This is a genomic window from Mesorhizobium silamurunense (genome assembly GCF_014843905.1).
Lineage (GTDB): Bacteria > Pseudomonadota > Alphaproteobacteria > Rhizobiales > Rhizobiaceae > Mesorhizobium > Mesorhizobium silamurunense.
Genome location: NZ_LPVS01000082.1, coordinates 40,730 through 60,311, shown reverse-complemented (window position 1 = coordinate 60,311; position 19,582 = coordinate 40,730). Strand labels below are relative to the sequence as shown.

The following is a 19,582-nucleotide window of genomic DNA, read 5'->3' as shown; positions in this document are numbered from 1 at the left end:
AAGCCCGTCAAGGCGGACGAGGTTTCGAGTTGACGGGCAGCGATCAGCGGGCGGAAATGTCACTTCCCGGCAAGCCTTACATCCCGCCCCCGCAGCCGTCTGAAAGATCCCACACATCGACGATCTGTTTGCCGTCAAAACCGTGTTCGTGGATCAGGTATTTCGCCAGCCCGCCATATACCTTCCAGCGCCAGCATGGGCAGCAGCAGGGACCCTTCTCCTCGGAATTGGCCATCGCATAGTCATAGGCCTTCTGCTCGTCGCCGGTGAGCTTCAGATCGTAATATGGCATCATCTGTTGCGCTGTCGCAGCCGCTATATCGTAGGGATCGCCGGGGATCATCGGGATGGCGCGGTATTTGGTAAGCCCCCTCACCTGCTCGCCATAGCGCTTCAGCTCCATCGGGCTGCAGCACGAGCCCTTGATGCGCGCCATCGCCGGCATGGTCGCGATCGTTTCCGTGAACTTGGCCGAACAGGTGCTGTTGCCGTTCTCGCTGAGATCCTTGAAACGCCTTGCCAGCTCCGGATCTTCGGCGGCGATTGCCGATTCAGGCCGCTCGAAAAGGCTTGCGGCCGTGGCGACGCCAAACACGCCGAGAACAATCGTGCGCCGGTTTGGGGTGCTGGTCATTTGCCGGCCCTCGCTTGGTTGACGAATGTTTTCAGTGTCGCAAGGTCGGTCGCGCCAGGATAAATCTGGTCGCCGGCGACGAAGCCGGGCGTCCCCGTGATCCTGAGCGCTTGCGCCAGTTCCGTATTGCGGTCGATCGATGCCTGGATGTCGGGCTGCCGCATGTCGGCCTTCATGCGCTCGACGTCCAGCCCGGCCTCGGCGGCGATCTTGAGCACGACCGCCTCGGTCACCCTTGTCTTTGCTGCGTAGAGCGCCTTGTGAAACGCCGCGTATTTGCCTTGCTTGTCGGCGGCAAGCGCGGCCTTGGCCGCGAACACGGAATCCGGGCCGAGGATAGGGAATTCCTTGTAGACGATTCTGAGCTGTGGATCGTCGGCCACGGCCTGGTCCATGATCGGCGCCATCATGCGGCAATAGGGGCAATTATAGTCGAAGAATTCGACCAGGGTGACATTGCCTTGCGCATTGCCGCCGACGGGGCTCCGCTTGTCATGGAAGATGTCGTCCGCGCGCGCCTTGAGCACCTTTCTGGCCTCGGCCAGCTCCGCCTCGCGCTGGCGCTGATCCAGACTCTGCAGCGCCTGCACGAGAACCTCCGGATGCGCCAGGATATAGTCATGGATCCGCTGGTCGAGCTGATCTTGGGACATTTCACCGGCCGCGAGCGCCGGTCCCCGCACGCCCAGAAAGCCTGGATGGAGCAGGAACCATCCCGCCAGTGCAGCGAGCAGGATGCTGCGAAAGATGCTTCCGAAAGTTCGGCTCTTATGCGCCCTGGTGAACATGTGCTTCCCTTTCTTTTCGAGAGCGGTGGTCCTGCCTCACAGCAGGTTCTTCAGTTTCGCCAGCCAACCTTCGTCCTGCTCGTGGTGCGGGCGCTCGACATTGTTGGTGAGCGCGTTGACGAAGGTGACGAGGTTGATGGGCTGGAAGTTCAGCCCGTGGAAATTCGCCCGCCAGCGGCCCTCCCTGTCGATCACATGGGTGACGATGCCGTGCATCTGATAACCGTCATCGGTGAGGGTGAACTTGTGCCCGAAGGCTTCCGCCAGCTTGCGGGTCGCATCTTCGGGCTGGTCCGGGGCCGTGGTCAGGAACAGCCAGTTGACCGGGTCGAGCCCATGTGTCGGCCCGTAGGCCTTGAGCGCATCGGGCGTGTCCTTCCGCGGGTCGGTGGTTATGCTGATGAAGACGACCCGGTCCTTCATCGGCGTCGAGTTCACCATCTTCTGGACCTCGGCGACCTTCTCTGCATGCAGCGGGCAAACGTCCGGGCACGAGGTGTAGATGAAATGGGGCACGACGACCTTGCCGATGAGATCGGCCGGCCGCACGATACGCCCGTCGGCGGCGCGTAGCGTGAAGTCCGGCACCGGTTTGTCGATTGGCTGGAAATACTTCTCGTCGCTCTGCAGCATGGCGTCGATGTCATCCAGCGAATGCGCCCGGGCGCCATGGACGAAGCCAACGGCCAGCGCCGTAAGCGCGATCAGGCCGAGCAGCAGGCGCATCCAACTCGGCTCGTGGCGTGTCCGAACAGGCATCGCTCATTTCTCCTTCTGATCGTCGGCGATGCGGGCGCGGATGAAGTCGACCATGTCGGGAGCGTCCCACTCGGCCGGGCCGATCAGCCGGCCGATTTCCTTCTCTTGCCCGTCGATCAGCAGCGTCATCGGCAGGCCGACGGCGCCAAGCGTGAACATCGCTTGGGCGGAGGTGTCGATGTTGAGCGCAAGGTGCATGACACCTGTCTCGGCGAAGAATTTCTTCACGACGTCCGGACCCTTCCGGTCCATCGACAGCGCGACGACCTCGAAGTCCAGCCCGCCCAGCTTGGCCTGCAGCCGGTCGAGCGTCGGCATTTCCTTGCGGCAGGGCCCGCACCACGTCGCCCAGATGTTGAGCAGCACCACCTTGCCGGAATAGTCGGCGAGCGTTTTCGGCTGGCCGGCCGCATCCGCGAAGCTGATCTCCGGCAACGCGGCGGGCGTATCGAGAACGGCGAAGTTCTGCGGCGCCTCCGCCGCCGCTGCGGGCAGCGAGGCCGTGAGCAGCATTGCCGAAAGGGCCACGGCCAGCTTGCTTGCGATCATGCGCTCATTCCGTCGCATAGACAGTCGGCGCCTTGCCGTCCCTGGTGAAGGCATAGACCGTCCAGGTTCCGTCTTTCTGGCCACCCATGCCGGGTGCGCCGGCAGGCATGCCGGCGAGTGTAATGCCTGTGATGGCCGGCCGTTCGGTGAGAAGCTTCTTGACGATCTCGACCGGCATCAGGCCGTCGACGACATAACCGTCCACCATCATCGTGTGGCAGCCTTCAAGGTCTGCTGGCACGCCGGCATCGCTGCTGAAGAGATTGTTGACCGGCTTGATGTCGACCTTGAAGCCGTTCTGCTCGAGATAGGCGGCGTATGCCTCGCAGCAGCTGCATTGCGGGTTCTTGTACATCACCGCGGCGATCGTCGCGGCGAGTGCCGGCAGCGGCGTTGCGATCGCGAGGCCGAGGGCGGTCAGCGCGTAGGTCAGCTTCATTTTGCAGTTCTCCTTGGTTGATGGGTTGGATTGAAAATCAGGTCACCCGGAACACGGTCATCAGGCCGGACATCTGGTGGTCGGCGACATGACAATGCAGCATCCAGTTGCCGGGATTGTCGGCGACGAAGGCGCATTCGATCACGTCCTTGGGCGCCAGCAGCACCGTGTCCTGCCATTGATCGCCCAGGCGGCGGAGCCATTCATGCCGGGCATGCCCATACCCATCATGCCGCCGACGCCGGCGAACTTGCCGCCGCCCATCATGCCGCCCTGCAGCACGATTTCCTGGCGCACGGCGTTCGCCAGGTCCGGCGCCGGCAGCGGATTGCGCGGCAGGCCGACAGGGGCGTCGATGGGATGCGCCCTGAGCGGAGGCGCCTTGTCATAGGCAAGGTTGGTCAGCGTGTAAGCGAGCCCGTCGTAAAAGTCGTCGATCACGGCATGCCGGCTGCCCGGGTCGCCCTGCATGTCGAGCACGACGTCGATGCGCATGGCCGGCGCCAGCACCAGTCGACCGTCATCCGGTTCATGAGGATTGCAGGGCTGGCCGTCGATCGCCAGGACCATCGGCCGATGGCCTTCGAAGCGCAGCGCCATCATGCGGGCAAGCGAGGCATTGGCGAGCCGCAGCCTGAGGCGCTCGCCGGCCCTCACGCCGAGGTCGGCCGGCACAGTGCCGTTGATGGTGACCAGATTGCCGACGCGACCCGACATCGACGCATCCATCATGTTGCCGAAACCGCCGGCGATCTGGCCGTCCTTGGTAAGCCGCCAGTCCTGCAGCAGCCAGAGAAGGTCGCGGTCGAAGGCCGCGGGCTCGGCCTCCTCGACGATCAGCGGGCCGGCGAGCCCGCGACCGAGCTGCACGAGGCTGTCGGCGTGCGGGTGATACCAGAACGTGCCGGCATCCGGCGGCGTGAACTCGTAGAGGAAGCTTTCGCCCGGCTTGATGGGCGGCTGCGTGAGCCCCGGCACGCCGTCCATGGCGTTCGGCAAGCGGATGCCATGCCAGTGGACGGTGGTGTCCTCATCCAGCCCGTTTTCGACGGTGATGCGGACCGGCCGGCCTTGTCTGAGCCGCAACGCTGGACCGGATATGGCTCCGTTGTAAGTCCAGGCAGCAGTGGACGGACCGTCCGAGCCACTGAAGCGGGCTTCGCCGGGCGCGGCCTTGATTTGGCGCTCTTCGAGAGCGGAGGCGCGAGTTGGACGCAGCGAAGCAGATATGGCGGCACCTGCGGCTGCCGCGAGAAACCCGCGACGCGACACGGTGCAATGATAATCGTATTTCACCCTTCAAACCCTTTGCGATCTCGATCGATGGCGAACGGCTCGACAACGAACTGGATTGCTGTGCGCGCCCGCGGCGCAACGATGCGCGACGTAGGCGATCAGGCGCCGGGGATCAGCCGTGTTGCGGCTGAAACGGCGTCAAGCGCTGGGTCTTGGAGGGTATGGATCAGGCACGGAACTTCGCCCGTGCGGGAACGCAGCGGGCAAGGCCGATGGCTGCTGCACCGAGGGAACCGGGACTACCCCGAAATCCTGCGGCAGCACGGCGAGCGCTGGCGCGATGCAGACCGCCGGACACTGCATCGGGCTGCCCTTAGTGCCCGTGTCCTTGAGGCAGGCGTTGCAATCGCCCTTCATGGGCGTCTCGGCCATTTTGCCCATGCCCATATCGGCTGGCATCGTCATCGCGCCCGCCATGCGGACCGGCATGACACTGGCCTGGGCAGCGGACAGGCTGAACCCCGCGGTCAGGAAGACCGCGAGCAGCATGACCAAAAGATGTTTTGGCGAAAGCCGAGCCATCATTCTGTTAGGCTGATCGCAAAGCGTGGCTTTTGCAAGTCCCAAGCCGGTGATCGCCCGCCACTGCGACATCAAGACAGGCCAAGCCCCCTGCCCGAACGATGCGTCGCCAGCCCTCACCTGTACTCGAAGATCGACCGGAATATCCCGGGTGCCACCACGGAAAGCGGATTGATGTTGAGGGTCGGCTTGTTGGCGTTGCCGCGCAGCCGGTAGGTGACGCCGATCAGGCCGCGGTCGCGGCCGTTGCCGAGCAGCGGGCCGAACAGCGGCAATTCGCCAAAAATGCGGTTCAGCCCATAGACCGGCATGAAGGTGCCGGTCATGTCCATATTGTTGTTCTCGTCGTAAAGCGTGCCCTGGAAAGTGGTGCCGATGCGCGGACCGCGCAGCAGGCCGTTTGCCAGTCTGAGATAGCCGGATCCCTTGTCGATCTCGGCAAAGCCGCGCTCGAACTGCACCCTTGAGGTGTCGATGTCGGCCTTCACCGCCTGGTTGAGGCTGCGCGTGTCGCCGGCCGGCCTGGTTGACACGATCGAAGCGAGCTTCGGCTCGTTCACAACGTAGAAATTGCTGGCGTCGACCTGGCCCTTCATCGGCCCGTCGGCGGCGCCCGCGAGCGACAGCGTGATCGCCCCGCCCTCCATATGCTCATAGATGTTAAGGAAGCGCAGGATTGCTCCGGCATCGTCCGATTTCATCCTGAGCGACCGGCCGCTGTCGCCGGTTGTGTTCCTGATCGTGATCGCGGCGCCCGAACTCGCCGTCGCGCTGACATCGAGGCCATTCACCCGGGAACCAGCTGCGCTGTAATCCAGCTTCAGGTTCGACAAGACCTCGTCGTGGAAGCCTGCCAAGGACTTCACGTCGGCGCTGACCGAGATCGCGCCGGCGCCGGCGCCTTTTGTGGCCGTGTCGACGTCGGAGGTGAACTGCTTGATCAGCGAGCGGGCGTCGAGCGACTCGCCGCTGACATCGACCGCGTAGCCCTTGCCCGACCGCTTGACCGCGACGGCGACGTCGTCGCCCCTGTTCAGCGCGACCTTGCTGAAACGCGCCTGCGACAGCGCCCCGTTGACCAACGTTACGTCGCCGTCGACGGAAAAGCTCTTCCCTTCGAGGTTGAAATCCGACAGCGTGGTGGTGCTGCCCGACTTGGCCATGGTGAAGGTGGCCTTGGCGGGAATGCCCGCCCCCTTGCTCCACCCGACCCAAGGAATGTCGAGCCGGGCGTTGGTCAGGTCGGCCGAGACGTTCTGGCTGCCCTCGCCGCTCTTGTCGATCGACACCTTGATGGTCCCGGAAAGCAGCGGCGAGAGGCCCGGCATCGTCGCGTCGCGCGTCTTGTCGTCGAGCACGAGCGCCACCTTACGGCTGCGCGGCGGCCCGCTGTCCTCGAGCGGCTCGACCAGATCGAGCTCGGCCGGAATGCCGTTCAGCTTCGCCTTGGCCGATATCACCGCGCGGTCGGGGCTGACGGTGATCGACCCGTCGGCCTCGGTCACCGTCTGGTCCTCGAACGGCTTGGCTAAAGAAAGATCCTGGTAGTCCAGCGCCACCAGCCAATTGAGCTTCGAGGTGTCGACGCCGGAGGTCAGCGGGATGTCCGCCCGGACATGACCGGTAACGGTGCCCGTCAGGTCTTCCGGCACCAGGCCGACATGGCGCATGGCATTGATCGGCTCGTACGAGGCGAGCTCCGCAATCGCCGACGCCTCGCCCGCAACATCGATGTCGAGCGCGCCGATAACCGGCGAATGGTTTGCTTCCTTAACCGTCAGCGTGCCGCCGCTTGCCGCCACAGTGCGGCCGCTCGGCATATAGACGCTGCCCGAAGACAGTCTGATGTCGACGTCGTTGCCATGGAAGGCGACCACACCGACCGCGTCGCGGATCGGCGGAATGCGGCCTGCCGTGTCGAAGCGCGAGCCCTCGACCTGGAAGCGGCCGAACACCTCGTCGCCGGAAAGCGGTACGCCGTTGCCGAGCCGCCCCGGTACGACCTGGAACTGCAGGTTGGCGTCGACCACACGGCCGCCGAACAGATTGTCCAGCACCCAAAGCCGCGCGTTGCGGGCCGAGAACCATGGCCACAACTGCTTCACATGCGAGACCGGCATGTCGTGGACGTTAAGCGAAAGCGACACACCCGGCGGCCCGTTGTCGATAAAGGCGAGCGAGGCCGTGCCCAATACCTCGCTCGAACCGCCGGAGCGGACGCCGATCTGCTCGGCGACGAGCTTGCGGCTCTTGGTCTGATAGACGCCGGCGATGCGGGCGAGGAACTGAAGCGCCGGCTCCGGCGATTCCGACGGCGCGAGCGTCGAGCCGTCGCTGACCAGGTCGTAGCGATAGGACGGCTCTTCGCCCGCGACCGCCGGCTTCGGCCCGATCGAGCCGGAAAAATCGAAAGTCGAGCGACCGGTCTTGATCAGCAGCCTGTCGATCGAGATCTTGTTCGACCCGGCAACAAGCGTGGCATTGGCATCGACGTCGGCCGGCAGCAGCCCGCGCGAGCCGAGATCGAGCACCGAGCCGCCGAGCGACAGCGAGGCGGTCAGCCGCGACGGCGTTTCGCCGGACGCTTCGGCGCCCGAAAGCTTCAGCGCAATCGAACCGAGCTTGCCGCCCTGGGCAGCGGAGTTTCCGCCGCTGGAGCTTCCCTGAACCGGGGTTCCACCGGCTTCCGCCACCTCGAGGTTGGCGTCCAGCGATGCGATCCGCCTCACGCCCGGATCGCGTGCCGTGGAGGCGGTCAGGCTGACATGCCGGCCGTCGACGTTGGCATCGGACGAGAGTTCCATGCTGCCCGTGCCGGTCTGCGCAACCGTGGCCTCGGTGACGGTCACACGCTTGACCGATCCGCCCGCCGGCAATTCGAACTCGACGTTGCGCAGATCGACCTGCCGCATCGAATCCTCGCGGACCGCGTCTAAGGCTTCGTTGACGCCGGAAAACACCGCCGCCGACACTTTCTCCGGATCGACGAGACCGTCCTCGTTGCGCAGCGCCGCCGTCCAGTCGCCGCCGCCGGACGGCATCGCGGCGACCATGATGTGGGCATCGGAGAACCTGGCGCTGGTCAGCCGGACCTCGCCGGACAGCAGCGGCAGCAGGCGCATCCCGAAGCGGACGCGCCCGACTTCCGCCATCGGCTTGCCGTCGGCCGTCTTCAGGCTGACATCGCTCACCTGCAGCGCGACGAAGCTCGAACCGTCGAGCGTCAGCCGCGCCGGTCCGACCGCGACGTTGACATCGACGCCGGCGAGCTTCTCGATGGCCGTCTCGGCTTCGGCGCGAAGCCGCTCCGTGCCGATGCCCGACGAGCCGAGCACATAGATGCCGCCTGCGGCCAGAAGCACCAGCGCGCAGAGTCCGGCGAACACCCGGCCGATGACGCGAAAGCGGCGGCGCACCGAAGCACGGCCGAGCGGCGGCACGCTGCATGCGGACGGAAACGCTCCCAGGTCGGTGATCTCGTCACGCCTGAACCTGATCTTCTCGTGCTGCGGTTGCTCCTGGTCCAAGCAATATTCCGTTGTAAACGAACTCGTCGTGGACGAATCCCCGCCTCACGTTATATCGATGCTCGATGCGCGCGTAACCTCGGACAAGGGCATCGATATGGCTGATCTCGACGTGGGCGACGTTGCGCCGCAATTCGATCTTCCGCGCGACGGCGGCGGCTCCCTCAGCCTTGCCTCATTCCAGGGAAAGCCTGTCGTACTCTACTTCTATCCGCAGGACGACACCACAAGTTGCACCAATGAGGCGATCGGCTTCTCGCAGCTCAAGCCGGAATTCGAGAAGGCCGGCGCCGTGGTCATCGGGCTGTCCCCCGATAGCGTGAAGAAACACGACAAATTCAAGGCGAAATACGATCTCACCGTCGATCTTGTCGCCGACGAGGAGCGCAAGGTGATCGAGGCCTATCATCTGTGGGTCGAGAAGACGATGTATGGCCGCAAATACATGGGCGTCGAGCGCGCCACGTTCCTGATCGGCAAGGACGGCCGCATCGCCCGCATCTGGCGCCAGGTGCGCGTCAAGGGCCATGCCGAAGAAGTGCTGGCGGCGGTGCGCGCGCTCTAAAGCGGGAAAGCCAAGCTTTCGCGGCATCACCGAACGGTTTTTGCCGGCCTCTCCCTGCCGCAACCCGCCACCCGCATTGCGGGAATTGGTTACGCCGACATTGCGGCCAGCAAAGCTTTGTTAACCCTAATAATGTGTAATCGCGGCTGTCGTTGGAGTCGTAACGAAAGCTCGGTCCCGTGAATCCAAACGGTCAGTCAGCGGTATTCGGCAGGCGCAAGGAGCCCCATACGGTCATCATCGCCCGGGGCAGCGAGATCAGGCATTTCACCATCCGTCCCTGGCTTGCCGCGTTCATTGGATCGGCGCTCGCGGCGATCGCCATCGGCTATCTGCTCGCCACCTCCTACCTGGTGCTGCGCGACGACCTGATCGGCGCCACGACCGCCAGGCAGGCGCGCATGCAGCAGGCCTATGAGGATCGTATCTCCGCGCTTCGCGCCCAGGTCGACCGCATCACCAGCCGCCAGCTTCTCGACCAGCAGCTCATGGAGACCAAGGTCAGCGAGCTGCTGGCCAGGCAGACCCAGCTCAGCCAGCGTCATGGGCGGCTCGGACCGATCCTCGAACGCGCCGAAAACGAGGTCGGCGATGTGCCGGCCGCGGCCGATACCGCGACGAAACCCGACGAGCATGCCGACGCAACCGGCAGCCTTTCGCAGGCTCCGACCTACTCCGTCGCTAGCCTGAGCGCCGGCGACACCAGGCCCTTCTCGCTATGGTCGACACGGTCCGATCCACTCGACAACGAAACGGCCGCGGATCGCGCCGACAAGCTTTTCGTGTCGATCAACGCATCGCTCAAGGCCATCGAGAACCAGCAGCTTACCCGCATCACCACGCTCGCTGACAATGCCTATAGGAATGCCGATGCGATCTCGCAGGCATTGGAGGCTGCAGGCTTGCCGGTCGACGCCGAGCTCGACAAGAACGATGTCGGCGGACCGCTCGTCCCGCTCGACTCCTCGATGATCTTCGACAGCAAGGTCAAGGAGCTGGACGAAGCTCTTGATGCGCTAGATCAAGTCAAGAAAGAGGCGCGCAAGCTGCCGCTCACGAATCCTGCCCCCGGCCATACGGTGACCAGCCCGTTCGGCGTGCGCACCGATCCGATCCTCGGAACGGCGGCGTTGCATACGGGAATGGATTTCAGGGCTCCGATCGGCATGCCGGCCAAGGTCACGGCCGCCGGCGTCGTCACCAAGGCGGGCTGGAACGGCGGCTACGGTCGCATGGTCGAGGTCGACCACGGCAATGGTTTCGCCACGCGCTACGGACATCTCAGCGAAATCGACGTCACCGTCGGCCAGAAGCTCGCCGCCGGCGACGTGATCGGCAAGACCGGCAGCAGCGGCCGCTCGACTGGCCCGCACCTCCACTACGAAGTGCGCCACAACGGCGAAGCGGTCGACCCGTTGCGGTTTCTTGCCGTCGGCAAGAAGGTCGCGCAGTACCTTTAGCGCGCGCCGTTCGCCGCGCGCCGGAGATCTCCTTCAAATCCATCCACAGTTCGACTGGCAGCAGTTGCCCTGGATTGACTCGGCCCAAGTTGTAGGATGATATGTATCACCCTATCGCCTGACATCGATTTGAACCGCCGATGACCATTCACAGCCTCTCGCCGGACATTCTCAGCGCCTTCGAAGGCGCAGTCGGACGGAGCGGTCTCACCACAGACGCTGCCGGAATGGCGAAATACCTCGGCGATTGGGCGGGCGACTATCGTGGCGGCGCCCTCGCGGTGCTGCGCCCCGGTTCGGCCGCCGAGGTGCAAGCATTGATGCGGCTTTGCAGCGAGCTCGGGCTCGGCGTCATTCCGCAGGGCGGCAACACCGGGCTGGTTTCAGGAGCCATCGATACCAACTGCGCCGGCCTGGTCGTCGTCAGCCTGGAGCGGCTGAACGCCATCCGCCGGATCGATCCTGACAACTTCACGCTTCAGGCCGATGCCGGCTGCGTTCTCCAGACGATGAAGGACGCCAGCGAGGCCGAAGATTGCCTGTTTCCGCTGGCGCTCGGCGCGCAAGGCAGCTGCCAGATCGGCGGCAATGCCGCGACCAATGCCGGCGGCGTCAACGTGCTGCGCTACGGCATGGCGCGCGATCTGATTCTCGGCCTGGAAGTCGTTCTTGCCGATGGCGAGCTGTGGAACGGCTTCTCCGGCCTGCGCAAGAACAATAGCGGCTATGACCTGAAGCAGCTTTTCATCGGCTCGGAAGGCACACTCGGCATCATCACCGGTGTCGAGGTCAAGCTGTTCCCGAAGCCGGCCCAGGTCGAAACAGCCTATCTCGGTCTCTCCTCTTTCGAAGCGGCAATGACGCTCTTCAACCGGGCGCGCCGGGCCTGCTCCGATCTGATCTCCGCTTTCGAGATCATCGGCGCGGAATGCGTCGAGCTTGCCCGGCTGATCGAGCCTGGAATGACGGCGCCGGTCACGGCACCTGCCCAGGCTCTGATCGAATTGTCATCGGGGCCGACAATCGACCTAAACGGCATACTGGCCGGCTTCCTAGCAGATGCCATGGAAGAAGGTCTGGTAACCAACGCGGTCCTCGCGACCAGCGGCGCGCAGGCAAAGAGCTTCTGGGCGATCCGCGAAAAGCTGGTCGAAGGCCAGGCGAAGCGTGGCTATCATGTCCGCACCGATCTGTCGGTGCGTATCTCGGACATCCCTGCCCTGATCGAGCGCGCCCGCCGCTTTGTGGCGATCGAACATCCTGGTTGGATTGCCCTCGCCTATGGCCATGCCGGCGACGGCAACATCCATTTCAACGTGCTGCCGCCGCTCAGTCTCGGTGCGACCGAAGCTCGAGCGCGCGGCATAGCGGTCACGGCGGGACTATACGACATTGCAGTCGATCTCGGCGGCTCGATCAGCGCCGAGCACGGCATCGGCCGCAGCCGCCGGCGCGAATTCTGGGACGCGCTCTCGCCAACGCATCGCCGCATGGTCACCGCACTAAAGACCGCGCTCGATCCCAAGGGGCTTGTGAATCCCGGCTGCCTGCTGCCTTCGACGGAGACTTTTTCATGAAGCAAAGACTGGCCGCCATCGGCACCGTCGAAACTTTGCCGCACCGGGTCGCGGCCTTCCTCAGCCGCGAGATAGAATCCGGCGAATTGAACCCGGGCACGCGCCTGCCGACCGAACAGGAGCTTTCCGAGAAATTCGGAGTCAGCCGCAATGTGGTGCGCGAAGCGATCGCCCAGCTCAGGGCCGACGGCATCATCGAGGCCCGGCAAGGCATCGGCGCCTTCGTGCTGGCGCCCGAGCAAAGGGCCGCCATCCGCATCGACCGTGAGGCACTCAAGGACACGCACAATATGGAGCGGCTGTTCGAGCTGCGCTGCATCCTCGAAGCCGAATCCGCAGCGCTTGCCGCGGCGCGGCGCAAGCAGGAGCATCTCGACTCGATCAAGGCGGCGCTCGACCGCATGGGCGGCGAGGAGCGTTGGGAAGAAGGCAGCATCGACGCCGATCTCTTGTTCCACCGCGAGATCGCCCGCGCCACCGGCAACAGCTACATCCACACCTTCATTTCCTTCGTCTGCGAGCAGATACGCCACTCGATCCACTACGCCCGCCTCACCAACCCGCTGCACGACTTGGTCGAGGTCAATGTCGGTGAGCATGTGCGCATTTACGAGGCGCTGGTGGCGGGCGATCCGGCGGCGGCGGAAGCGGCGATGCGCGCCCACATCGTCGGCGCCGCCAACCGCGTCGGCGTGAAGCTGCCGACCCGTAAAATCAGCGGAGCGAAATAGCCATGCCGGCGAGCGTCACCCGCATCTCCGACGTCTGCCTGCTCGTCGAAAACATCGAGCGGACAGTCGACTTCTATGTCGGGAAACTCGGCTTTCGCCTGCGCCGCCGCGCCGAAGGCTTTGCCGATTTCCAAGGCGAGGGCGTGACGCTCGCCGCCTGGGAACTCGACCACATCAACCGTCACACCGGCGTATCCAACCTTAGATCGCCGCGTCACGCCCACAAGATCTGCGTCGCCGTCCAGCTCGATAGGCCGGACGATATCGACCGCCTGCATGGCGAGTTGAGCGCCAAGGGCGTGCCCTTCTACGGGCCGCCCGAAAACTACGTCTGGAACGCGCGCTGCGCTTATTTCACCGACCCGGACGACACGCTCTGGGAGCTCTACGCCTGGCTCGACGGCGGCCCTGGCGACTACCACCACGAACAGCCGTAGACGACGCCGAGCCGGAGGGGAGCGGCGCTTGGAAAGAAGAGACAAGAAGTCTGCAACAGGAGCGAAAAATGAGTGGGAACCGAGACTACGAACTGAACCGCCGCACTTTCGTGAAAAGCGGCTTCGCAGCTGTCGCGGCCGCCTCGGCCGGCATGCAACTGATGCTGACGCCGGGCGCCAGAGCCGCCGGCAAGGTGGTTATCCAGTATGACTGGCTAATGTCCAACGGCCAGATCGGCGACATCGCGGCCGTCGCCAACGGCTATTTCAAAGATGCCGGGCTGGAGGTCGAATTCAGCCCCGGCGGCCCCAACGCCTCGACGGTGCCGCCGGTGATCTCCGGCGCTGCGCAACTCGGCCAGTTTTCCGAAACGCCGCAGCTCTACTCAGCACGCGCCAGCGGCGTGCCGGTGAAGATCATCGCCTGCGGCTTCCGTACCGGCCCTTATGCCTTGACCTCGAAACCGGCGAAGCCGATCCGCAACGTGGCCGATCTCAAGGGCAAGAAGATCGGCATCCAGCCGACGGCGCGCTTCGTCATCGACGAGATCCTGGCCAAGAACGGGATCGACCCCTCCGAGGTCACCATCGTCAATGTCGGCTTCGACAAGGGCCCGTTGGTACGCGGCGATGTCGATGCCATCGGCGGCTGGATCACCAACACCCAGGCATTGAGCGTCGTCGGCGACGACCGCATCGACCTCCTGGTGCGCGACCTCGGGCTTAGTTCCTACGCCGACGTCTATTTCGCCACTGATGCGGCGATAGAGAAGGGTCCCGAGACGCTGGCGAAATTCATCGGCGCCGTCGGCAAGGGCTGGGGCTGGGTTCACGCCAACCCGCAGGAAGCGGTGAAGAAAATGGTCGCCGCCTATCCGGAAATGGATCTCGGCTGGGAGGAAAAGACCGTCAACCTGGTGCTCAAGCTCTCCTTCGACGGTGCGACCGCCAAGGATGGCTGGGGCACGTTCGACCCAGCCTCGATCGAGGAGCAATTGGCATTGCTCGACAAGGTTGGCCAATATCCGAACGGGCGCCCGGCCGCCAAGGATGTCTACACCACCAAGATCCTGGAACTTTCGGCCACCGACCGGCCCAAGCTCGACGCCCCTGCGGCCTGATGGCGAACGCGATCGAAGCCAACAAGCTCGATGTCGGCTATGGCGGCCGGCAGACGGCCGTCAAAGTGCTCGCCGGCCTCGACCTCACCGTCGCGGCCGGCTCATTCCTGTCGATCCTCGGCCCGTCCGGCTGCGGCAAGTCCACCCTACTCCGCGTGGTGGCGGATCTGCTCGATCCGCTCGGCGGCACGATCAGCGTGCTCGGCGGAACGCCGCACGCGGTGCGCTCGCGCCGCGACGTTGGCTTCATCTTCCAGGATTCCACTTTGCTCCCCTGGCGCACGGTGCGCGACAATGTGCGGCTGCCGCTCGGTGTCGGCCAGCGCAGCCTGACGCGCAGAATAGAGGACCGCAGCACGGAACTGATGGAACTGATGGGACTTGGCGGTCTCAGTGAACGCCTGCCGCATCAGCTTTCCGGCGGCCAGCGTCAGCGTGTTGCGATCGCCCGCGCACTGCTTGGCGAACCAAAACTGCTTTTGATGGACGAGCCCTTCGGCGCGCTGGACGAGATCACGCGCGACCGGCTCAACGACGAATTGCTGGCTCTCTGGCGGCGTACTGGCACGACCATCCTTTTCGTTACCCATTCGATCGCCGAGGCCGTCTACCTTGGCGAGCGCGTCATCGTGCTTGCCGCCAATCCGGGCCGCGTGATGAAGGACCTCGACATGCGGCCCTTCAAGCAGGAAGGCAACCGCTGCAAGCGCGAGGATGCCGCGATCGTCGCCGCCATGGCGGAACTGCGCGCCGCGCTGGAGCGCGCATCGTGAGACCGGCGCCGCTTTCCCCGCAAATGACCATTGCGCTGCCCGTTCTGGGCGCCGCTTCGATCCTGCTTGCCTGGCAGTACGTGCTGCCGCTGCTGGGCGTCCCCGCCTATATCGTGCCGACGCCGACCGCGATCTTCGGCGTCTTCCAGAAGAATTTTCCGCTTCTCATCGACAATCTGAGGCCAACGCTGATCGAGGCGCTGGCCGGCTTCGTCACCGGCAATCTGGCCGCCGTGCTGCTTGCCGTGCTCTTCGTGCACAGCCGCATCCTGCAAGCAGCCTATTTCCCGATTGTCCTGTTCTTCAACACCATCCCGATCCTGGCGCTCTCGCCGATCATCATCCTGATCTTCGGCCTTGGCATGACCCCGAAGATCGTCATCGCCGCGGTGATCTGCTTCTTCCCGACGCTGGTGAACATGATCCGCGGCCTGGACTCGGCAAGCGACAACGAGCACGAGCTTTTCCGGGTGCTGTCGGCGACGCGCTCGGAGATTTTCTGGAGCCTGCGCCTGCCACGCGCCCTGCCTATGCTGTTCTCCTCTCTCCGCATCGCCTCCGCGACGGCCGTGATCGGAGCGATCGTCGGCGAATGGATCGGCTCGGACAAAGGCCTCGGCGCGCTAATCATCCAGGCGACCTTCAACTACCAGTCCGACCGCCTCTACGCTGCGATCGTGCTCTCGTCGTCGCTATCGATCGCGCTGTTCTGCATCGTCGTGCTAATCGAGCGCCGGACCATCAGATACTGAACAAGCGCGCCACCCGGTCCGTGCAAAACCCTCACGAGCCGGTGTTCGCCTTGGTCAGTCCGATTGCACGGCCAGAAACCGGATCGCCGCCGAAGCCAGGGTCGCGACGCCTATCTTCAATGCCGCCTCATCGACACGAAACCCGGGATGGTGAAGCGGATAAACCGATCCGACCTCCTCGTTGCGGATTCCAAGCCGAAAATAGACCGACGGGCGTCTCTGACTGTAGTAGATGGCGCCGGATCTCGATCATCTGGTCCAGAATGCCGGGATCGATATTGGCCGCAACGGCGCTCCCGGCAGGGCCGCCATCGCCTCGCCCTCAGGGTTTGACATGAATCTCTCGCGGGAACTTGGTCAAGGTCTCGTGGCTGGTTTCGGTCACCAGGATGGTCTCGCTGATTTCGATGCCCCAACCATCCATCCACATGCCGAGGATGGAATGAACGACGTTGCCGGGGCGTAAGCACGGTCTTGTCGCCGGGCCTGAGGCTGATCGTGTGTTCGCCCCAATCCGGCGGATAGGCGACGCCGATGGAATAGCCGATGCGCGATTCCTTCTTCAGTCCGTAGCGTTGGATAATCTTGCGCCACGCAGCCTCGACTGCTTCGGCCGATGTTCCCGGCCTCACCGCGTCGAGTACCGCATCCATGCCCTCGATCACTGCCTTGGCGGTGTCCGAGACACGGGTCGGTGTCTTCCCCAGCTGCATCGTTCGTGCCAGCCCGGCCGCGTAGCGGCGGCAGACGCCGGCGAGTTCCAGCGCAATCGTCTCGTTGTCTCCAAACCGCCTGTCGCTCCACATGATGTGCGGAGCCGAAGCATTCTCGCCGCCGAGGATCGTCGGTGGAAGGGCACGCCCGCGAAATCCGGGCTGCCGGCGATCTGCGCCGCCTGGATGGAGGCAATGGCATCGCATTCGCGAACGCCCGGCGCGATGACTTCAAAAGCCCGCGCGACGGCAGCTTCGGCGAGAGTCGACGCCTTGCGCAGATAGGCGATCTCGGGCGCGGATTTGACCGCGCGGATCCAGTTCACCAGGAGATCGGCATCATGCCATCTTGCGTTGGGAAGCCCAGCGACAAGCCGGGCATGCCCTTTTGGAGAGAAATAATAGGCTTCGTGTTCGATGCCGATGTGCCTGTTTCCCCAGCCCTTGTCGACGATCCAGTTGGCGATCCAGTCCATCGGGTGGCGGTCGGCCCGCTGAACATGGTCTTCCGGGAAACCGACCACATTCTCGGGCTTCATCCAGGCCGTCAGAAGACCGCCTGCCGCATCCATGGCGCAGCCGATCCAGACCGGTTCGGCCTCCTCGATCGGAACCAGCACCACCTGCGGCGTGTAGAACGACCAGCCATCATAGCCGGTGATGTAATGTTGGTTGGCAACGTCGTTGACGGTCAGCAGTTCGAGACCACGCTTGGCCATCTCGGTGCGGATCTTGCGAAGCCGCTGCTGGTATTCGGCGCGGGCAAACGGCAGTTCGATCATTTCTGCTCCATGCTTGTTGGATCAACGGTTGCTGGTGCCGTTCACCATTGAGGCGGCTTCAACATGGAGGCAATCAGCCAAGGCCGCCACGTCGACAGGTCCTACCAAGGCTTGTCCTTTCTTGAACCCTCGGCCCAAACTTATTTTTGAATTCCATTTGACTGAATAAATCTTCTCTGCGAACCTTGCGTCAACTGGGAGCGCAAGCCATGGCGTTGCGGGGAACCAATCAGGAGTTCGGGCGGCCGTACAACCGGCGCATCGTGCTTGAGTCCATCCGCCGCTTCGGCCCCATCGCCCGCGGCGAGATCGCCCGGCATGTCGGCCTCACTGTCCAGACCGTATCGACCATCGTGCGCGAATTGGAGGAGCAGGGTTACATCCTGTCGGTTCGCGAGGAGCCGAAGGGCCGCGGCCTGCCGCCGACCACACTGCGCATCAATCCGGAAGGTGGTTTCGCCGTCGGCATCCACCTCACCCCGCTCGGCATCGACGCGGCGCTGATCAACCTCAGCGGCGACGTGATCGAGAGCGCGCATCGCGAGGCGCCAAACGCCGCTCCCGACGACGCCTTCGATGCTATTGGCGCCATGGTCACCGAACTGACCGGCCGCCGCTCGGCTGGCCGCGTCATCGGCATCGGCATGGCGCTTCCGGGACCGTTCGGCGTCGAACCGATGAGCTTCGTCGGACCGACCACCATGGCAGGCTGGCAGGATGTTCCGCTGCGCGAGCGGCTGACCGCCGTCACTGGCCTGCCGGCCTTCTTCGAGAACGACATGGCGGCCGCCGCAATGGGCGAGCGCCTCTACGGCATCGGCGCAAAGCACGCCGAATATTACTATCTCTATTTCGGCTTTGGCCTTGGCGGCGCCATGCTGCATGACGGCAGCGTGCTGCGCGGCGCCTGGGGCAATGCCGGCGAGATCGGCCATGTCCCGGTCGTCCCGGGCGGCGAGCCCTGTCCCTGCGGCAACCGCGGCTGCCTCGAGCGCTACATCTCGCTGGAAGCGCGCGGCCGCTGGAGCGGCAACGATGCCGACTGGGTGGCCGGGGTCGCGCCGATCTTTCGCAACGCGATCGCCACCATCGAGAACCTCTTCGACCCCGAGACGATCGTTCTCGGCGGACTGGCCTCGCCTGCCCTGCTCGAGCGGCTGGCGGCATCGGCGGAGCCGCTCCACAATTCGGTCTCGGCCCGCAGGGACCGACGGATATCCCGCATCCTTGTGGCGCAGGGCGGCCAGCACACGGTGCTGCGGGGGGCGGCGGCGCTTGCCGTTTCGGGTGTGCTTTCGCCGCGCTTCGGCCAGATCTTCACCGCCAAGCGGCAGAGCGAGGGCGACCTTCTGAAAGGCGGAGACATCGCGGCATGAGCGAACCCCTGCTGGTCCTCGACAACATCGCCAAGAACTACGGCGCCATCCAGGCGCTGCGCGGCATCAGCTTTTCGATCGGACGCGGCGAGGTCGTGGCCCTCCTTGGCGACAACGGCGCCGGCAAGTCGACGCTGGTCAAGATCATCGCCGGCGGGCTGGAGCCAACCTCGGGCCGCATGCTGTTCGAGGGCAAGGAGTTCCTCGCCAAATCGCCCGCCGAGGCCAAGGCCGCCGGCATCGAGACGGTCTATCAGGACCTCTCGCTCTGCACCAATGTCGACGTGGTGGCCAACTTCTTCATGGGCCGCGAGATCACCCGCAAGGTGCTCGGCGTTCCGGTACTCGACGAGCGCGCCATGGAGGCCGTGGTGGCCAAGGCGCTGGCCAATGCCGGCACGCGCATTCCCTCGCTGCGCACCAAGGTCGAGCATCTCTCGGGCGGCCAGCGGCAGGCGATCGAGCTCAACCGCTTCGTCCATTGGGGCGGCAAGCTGGTGCTGCTCGACGAGCCATTCGCCGCGCTCGGCGTCGAGCAGACGCGGCGCGGCCTCGACATGATCCGCCAGGTGGCGAGCCAGGGCATCGGCGTCGTCATCATCACCCACATCATGCAGCAGGCCTTCCAGGTCGCAGACCGGATCGTGGTGATCCGCCAGGGCGTCGTGGCGGGCGATGTAGCGCGCAACAAGACAAGTCCCGATGCGGTGATCAACATGATCACCGGGGAGACGCTCGCCGGTGCCGGACCGGCGGGCTGAGGGACAAATGAGGGGTCCGG

The 19,582-nt window shown here is 64.4% G+C and carries 17 protein-coding genes and 2 pseudogenes; 10 read left to right on the top strand and 9 right to left on the bottom strand.

Annotation, left to right across the window (positions count from 1 at the left end):
* Window positions 1-76: 76 nt before the first annotated feature.
* The 8 genes and pseudogenes from AU465_RS24020 to AU465_RS23985 all read right to left on the bottom strand — a co-directional run bounded on the left by AU465_RS24020 (window position 77) and on the right by AU465_RS23985 (window position 8,514).
* Complete coding sequence (locus AU465_RS24020) at window positions 77-634, bottom strand: hypothetical protein (protein WP_192253861.1); 558 nt, start codon at window positions 632-634, stop codon at window positions 77-79.
* Window positions 631-1,287, bottom strand: coding sequence for a DsbA family protein (locus tag AU465_RS24015; RefSeq protein WP_246506350.1), 657 nt, complete (start codon window positions 1,285-1,287; stop codon window positions 631-633). The genes AU465_RS24020 and AU465_RS24015 overlap by 4 nt, the downstream gene beginning before the upstream one ends.
* 171 nt (window positions 1,288-1,458) lie before the next feature.
* Entirely contained in the window at window positions 1,459-2,181 is a 723-nt protein-coding gene (locus AU465_RS24010; protein WP_246506348.1) for an SCO family protein, read from the bottom strand.
* A 3-nt stretch (window positions 2,182-2,184) separates the two neighbouring features.
* A complete protein-coding gene (locus AU465_RS24005; protein WP_192253851.1) occupies window positions 2,185-2,730 on the bottom strand; it encodes a TlpA family protein disulfide reductase in 546 nt (181 codons plus the stop codon).
* A 4-nt stretch (window positions 2,731-2,734) separates the two neighbouring features.
* On the bottom strand, window positions 2,735-3,169 hold the full coding sequence (locus tag AU465_RS24000; protein WP_192253849.1) for a DUF411 domain-containing protein: 435 nt from the start codon (window positions 3,167-3,169) through the stop codon (window positions 2,735-2,737).
* 37 nt (window positions 3,170-3,206) lie between these two features.
* Window positions 3,207-4,465: pseudogene (locus tag AU465_RS23995) on the bottom strand (multicopper oxidase family protein).
* A 138-nt stretch (window positions 4,466-4,603) separates the two neighbouring features.
* The gene (locus tag AU465_RS23990) at window positions 4,604-5,059 is read right to left on the bottom strand and encodes a hypothetical protein (protein ID WP_246506346.1); all 456 of its coding nucleotides are present in this window, start codon (window positions 5,057-5,059) and stop codon (window positions 4,604-4,606) included.
* Window positions 5,060-5,103: 44 nt separating this feature from the next.
* Window positions 5,104-8,514, bottom strand: coding sequence for a YhdP family protein (locus AU465_RS23985; protein WP_192253847.1), 3,411 nt, complete (start codon window positions 8,512-8,514; stop codon window positions 5,104-5,106).
* A 97-nt stretch (window positions 8,515-8,611) separates the two neighbouring features.
* Here AU465_RS23985 and AU465_RS23980 point away from each other — a divergent pair, with 97 nt between their 5' ends.
* The 8 genes from AU465_RS23980 (at window position 8,612) to AU465_RS23945 (ending at window position 15,930) form a co-directional block, all read left to right on the top strand.
* Window positions 8,612-9,079, top strand: coding sequence for a peroxiredoxin (locus tag AU465_RS23980; protein ID WP_192254036.1), 468 nt, complete (start codon window positions 8,612-8,614; stop codon window positions 9,077-9,079).
* Between the two features lie 179 nt (window positions 9,080-9,258).
* The gene (locus AU465_RS23975) at window positions 9,259-10,539 is read left to right on the top strand and encodes a M23 family metallopeptidase (protein WP_192253845.1); all 1,281 of its coding nucleotides are present in this window, start codon (window positions 9,259-9,261) and stop codon (window positions 10,537-10,539) included.
* 140 nt (window positions 10,540-10,679) lie between these two features.
* Complete coding sequence (locus AU465_RS23970) at window positions 10,680-12,116, top strand: FAD-binding oxidoreductase (protein ID WP_192253843.1); 1,437 nt, start codon at window positions 10,680-10,682, stop codon at window positions 12,114-12,116.
* A complete protein-coding gene (locus AU465_RS23965) occupies window positions 12,113-12,847 on the top strand; it encodes a FadR/GntR family transcriptional regulator (RefSeq protein ID WP_192253841.1) in 735 nt (244 codons plus the stop codon). Before AU465_RS23970 ends, AU465_RS23965 begins: the two co-directional genes overlap by 4 nt.
* Window positions 12,848-12,849: 2 nt before the next feature.
* Window positions 12,850-13,284, top strand: coding sequence for a VOC family protein (locus AU465_RS23960; RefSeq protein ID WP_192253839.1), 435 nt, complete (start codon window positions 12,850-12,852; stop codon window positions 13,282-13,284).
* 68 nt (window positions 13,285-13,352) lie between these two features.
* Window positions 13,353-14,405 (top strand): ABC transporter substrate-binding protein, encoded by a 1,053-nt coding sequence (locus tag AU465_RS23955; protein ID WP_192253837.1) that lies wholly within the window; start codon window positions 13,353-13,355, stop codon window positions 14,403-14,405.
* Window positions 14,405-15,178: an ABC transporter ATP-binding protein gene (locus tag AU465_RS23950; RefSeq protein WP_192253835.1), complete on the top strand. Its 774-nt coding sequence runs from the start codon at window positions 14,405-14,407 to the stop codon at window positions 15,176-15,178. The genes AU465_RS23955 and AU465_RS23950 overlap by 1 nt, the downstream gene beginning before the upstream one ends.
* Window positions 15,175-15,930 carry an ABC transporter permease gene (locus AU465_RS23945; RefSeq protein ID WP_192253833.1) on the top strand — a complete coding sequence of 252 codons (756 nt, stop codon included), beginning with the start codon at window positions 15,175-15,177 and terminating at the stop codon, window positions 15,928-15,930. The genes AU465_RS23950 and AU465_RS23945 overlap by 4 nt, the downstream gene beginning before the upstream one ends.
* 322 nt (window positions 15,931-16,252) lie before the next feature.
* Here AU465_RS23945 and AU465_RS23940 read toward each other — a convergent pair.
* Window positions 16,253-17,425 (bottom strand): annotated as a pseudogene (locus AU465_RS23940) (M24 family metallopeptidase).
* Window positions 17,426-17,634: 209 nt separating this feature from the next.
* Between AU465_RS23940 and AU465_RS23935 the strand changes: the two are divergent.
* Window positions 17,635-18,801 (top strand): ROK family transcriptional regulator, encoded by a 1,167-nt coding sequence (locus tag AU465_RS23935; protein ID WP_192253831.1) that lies wholly within the window; start codon window positions 17,635-17,637, stop codon window positions 18,799-18,801.
* Window positions 18,798-19,562, top strand: a complete 765-nt coding sequence (locus AU465_RS23930; RefSeq protein ID WP_192253829.1) for an ATP-binding cassette domain-containing protein — start codon at window positions 18,798-18,800, stop codon at window positions 19,560-19,562. The genes AU465_RS23935 and AU465_RS23930 overlap by 4 nt, the downstream gene beginning before the upstream one ends.
* The last annotated feature ends 20 nt before the right edge of the window (window positions 19,563-19,582 follow it).

Coding starts and splice junctions, on each gene's coding strand:
- AU465_RS24020 (WP_192253861.1), bottom strand. CDS start 634: ATGACCAGCACCCCAAACCGGCGCACGATTGTTCTCGGCGTGTTTGGC.
- AU465_RS24015 (WP_246506350.1), bottom strand. CDS start 1,287: ATGTCCCAAGATCAGCTCGACCAGCGGATCCATGACTATATCCTGGCG.
- AU465_RS24010 (WP_246506348.1), bottom strand. CDS start 2,181: ATGCCTGTTCGGACACGCCACGAGCCGAGTTGGATGCGCCTGCTGCTC.
- AU465_RS24005 (WP_192253851.1), bottom strand. CDS start 2,730: ATGATCGCAAGCAAGCTGGCCGTGGCCCTTTCGGCAATGCTGCTCACG.
- AU465_RS24000 (WP_192253849.1), bottom strand. CDS start 3,169: ATGAAGCTGACCTACGCGCTGACCGCCCTCGGCCTCGCGATCGCAACG.
- AU465_RS23990 (WP_246506346.1), bottom strand. CDS start 5,059: ATGTCGCAGTGGCGGGCGATCACCGGCTTGGGACTTGCAAAAGCCACG.
- AU465_RS23980 (WP_192254036.1), top strand. CDS start 8,612: ATGGCTGATCTCGACGTGGGCGACGTTGCGCCGCAATTCGATCTTCCG.
- AU465_RS23970 (WP_192253843.1), top strand. CDS start 10,680: ATGACCATTCACAGCCTCTCGCCGGACATTCTCAGCGCCTTCGAAGGC.
- AU465_RS23965 (WP_192253841.1), top strand. CDS start 12,113: ATGAAGCAAAGACTGGCCGCCATCGGCACCGTCGAAACTTTGCCGCAC.
- AU465_RS23960 (WP_192253839.1), top strand. CDS start 12,850: ATGCCGGCGAGCGTCACCCGCATCTCCGACGTCTGCCTGCTCGTCGAA.
- AU465_RS23955 (WP_192253837.1), top strand. CDS start 13,353: ATGAGTGGGAACCGAGACTACGAACTGAACCGCCGCACTTTCGTGAAA.
- AU465_RS23950 (WP_192253835.1), top strand. CDS start 14,405: ATGGCGAACGCGATCGAAGCCAACAAGCTCGATGTCGGCTATGGCGGC.
- AU465_RS23935 (WP_192253831.1), top strand. CDS start 17,635: ATGGCGTTGCGGGGAACCAATCAGGAGTTCGGGCGGCCGTACAACCGG.
- AU465_RS23930 (WP_192253829.1), top strand. CDS start 18,798: ATGAGCGAACCCCTGCTGGTCCTCGACAACATCGCCAAGAACTACGGC.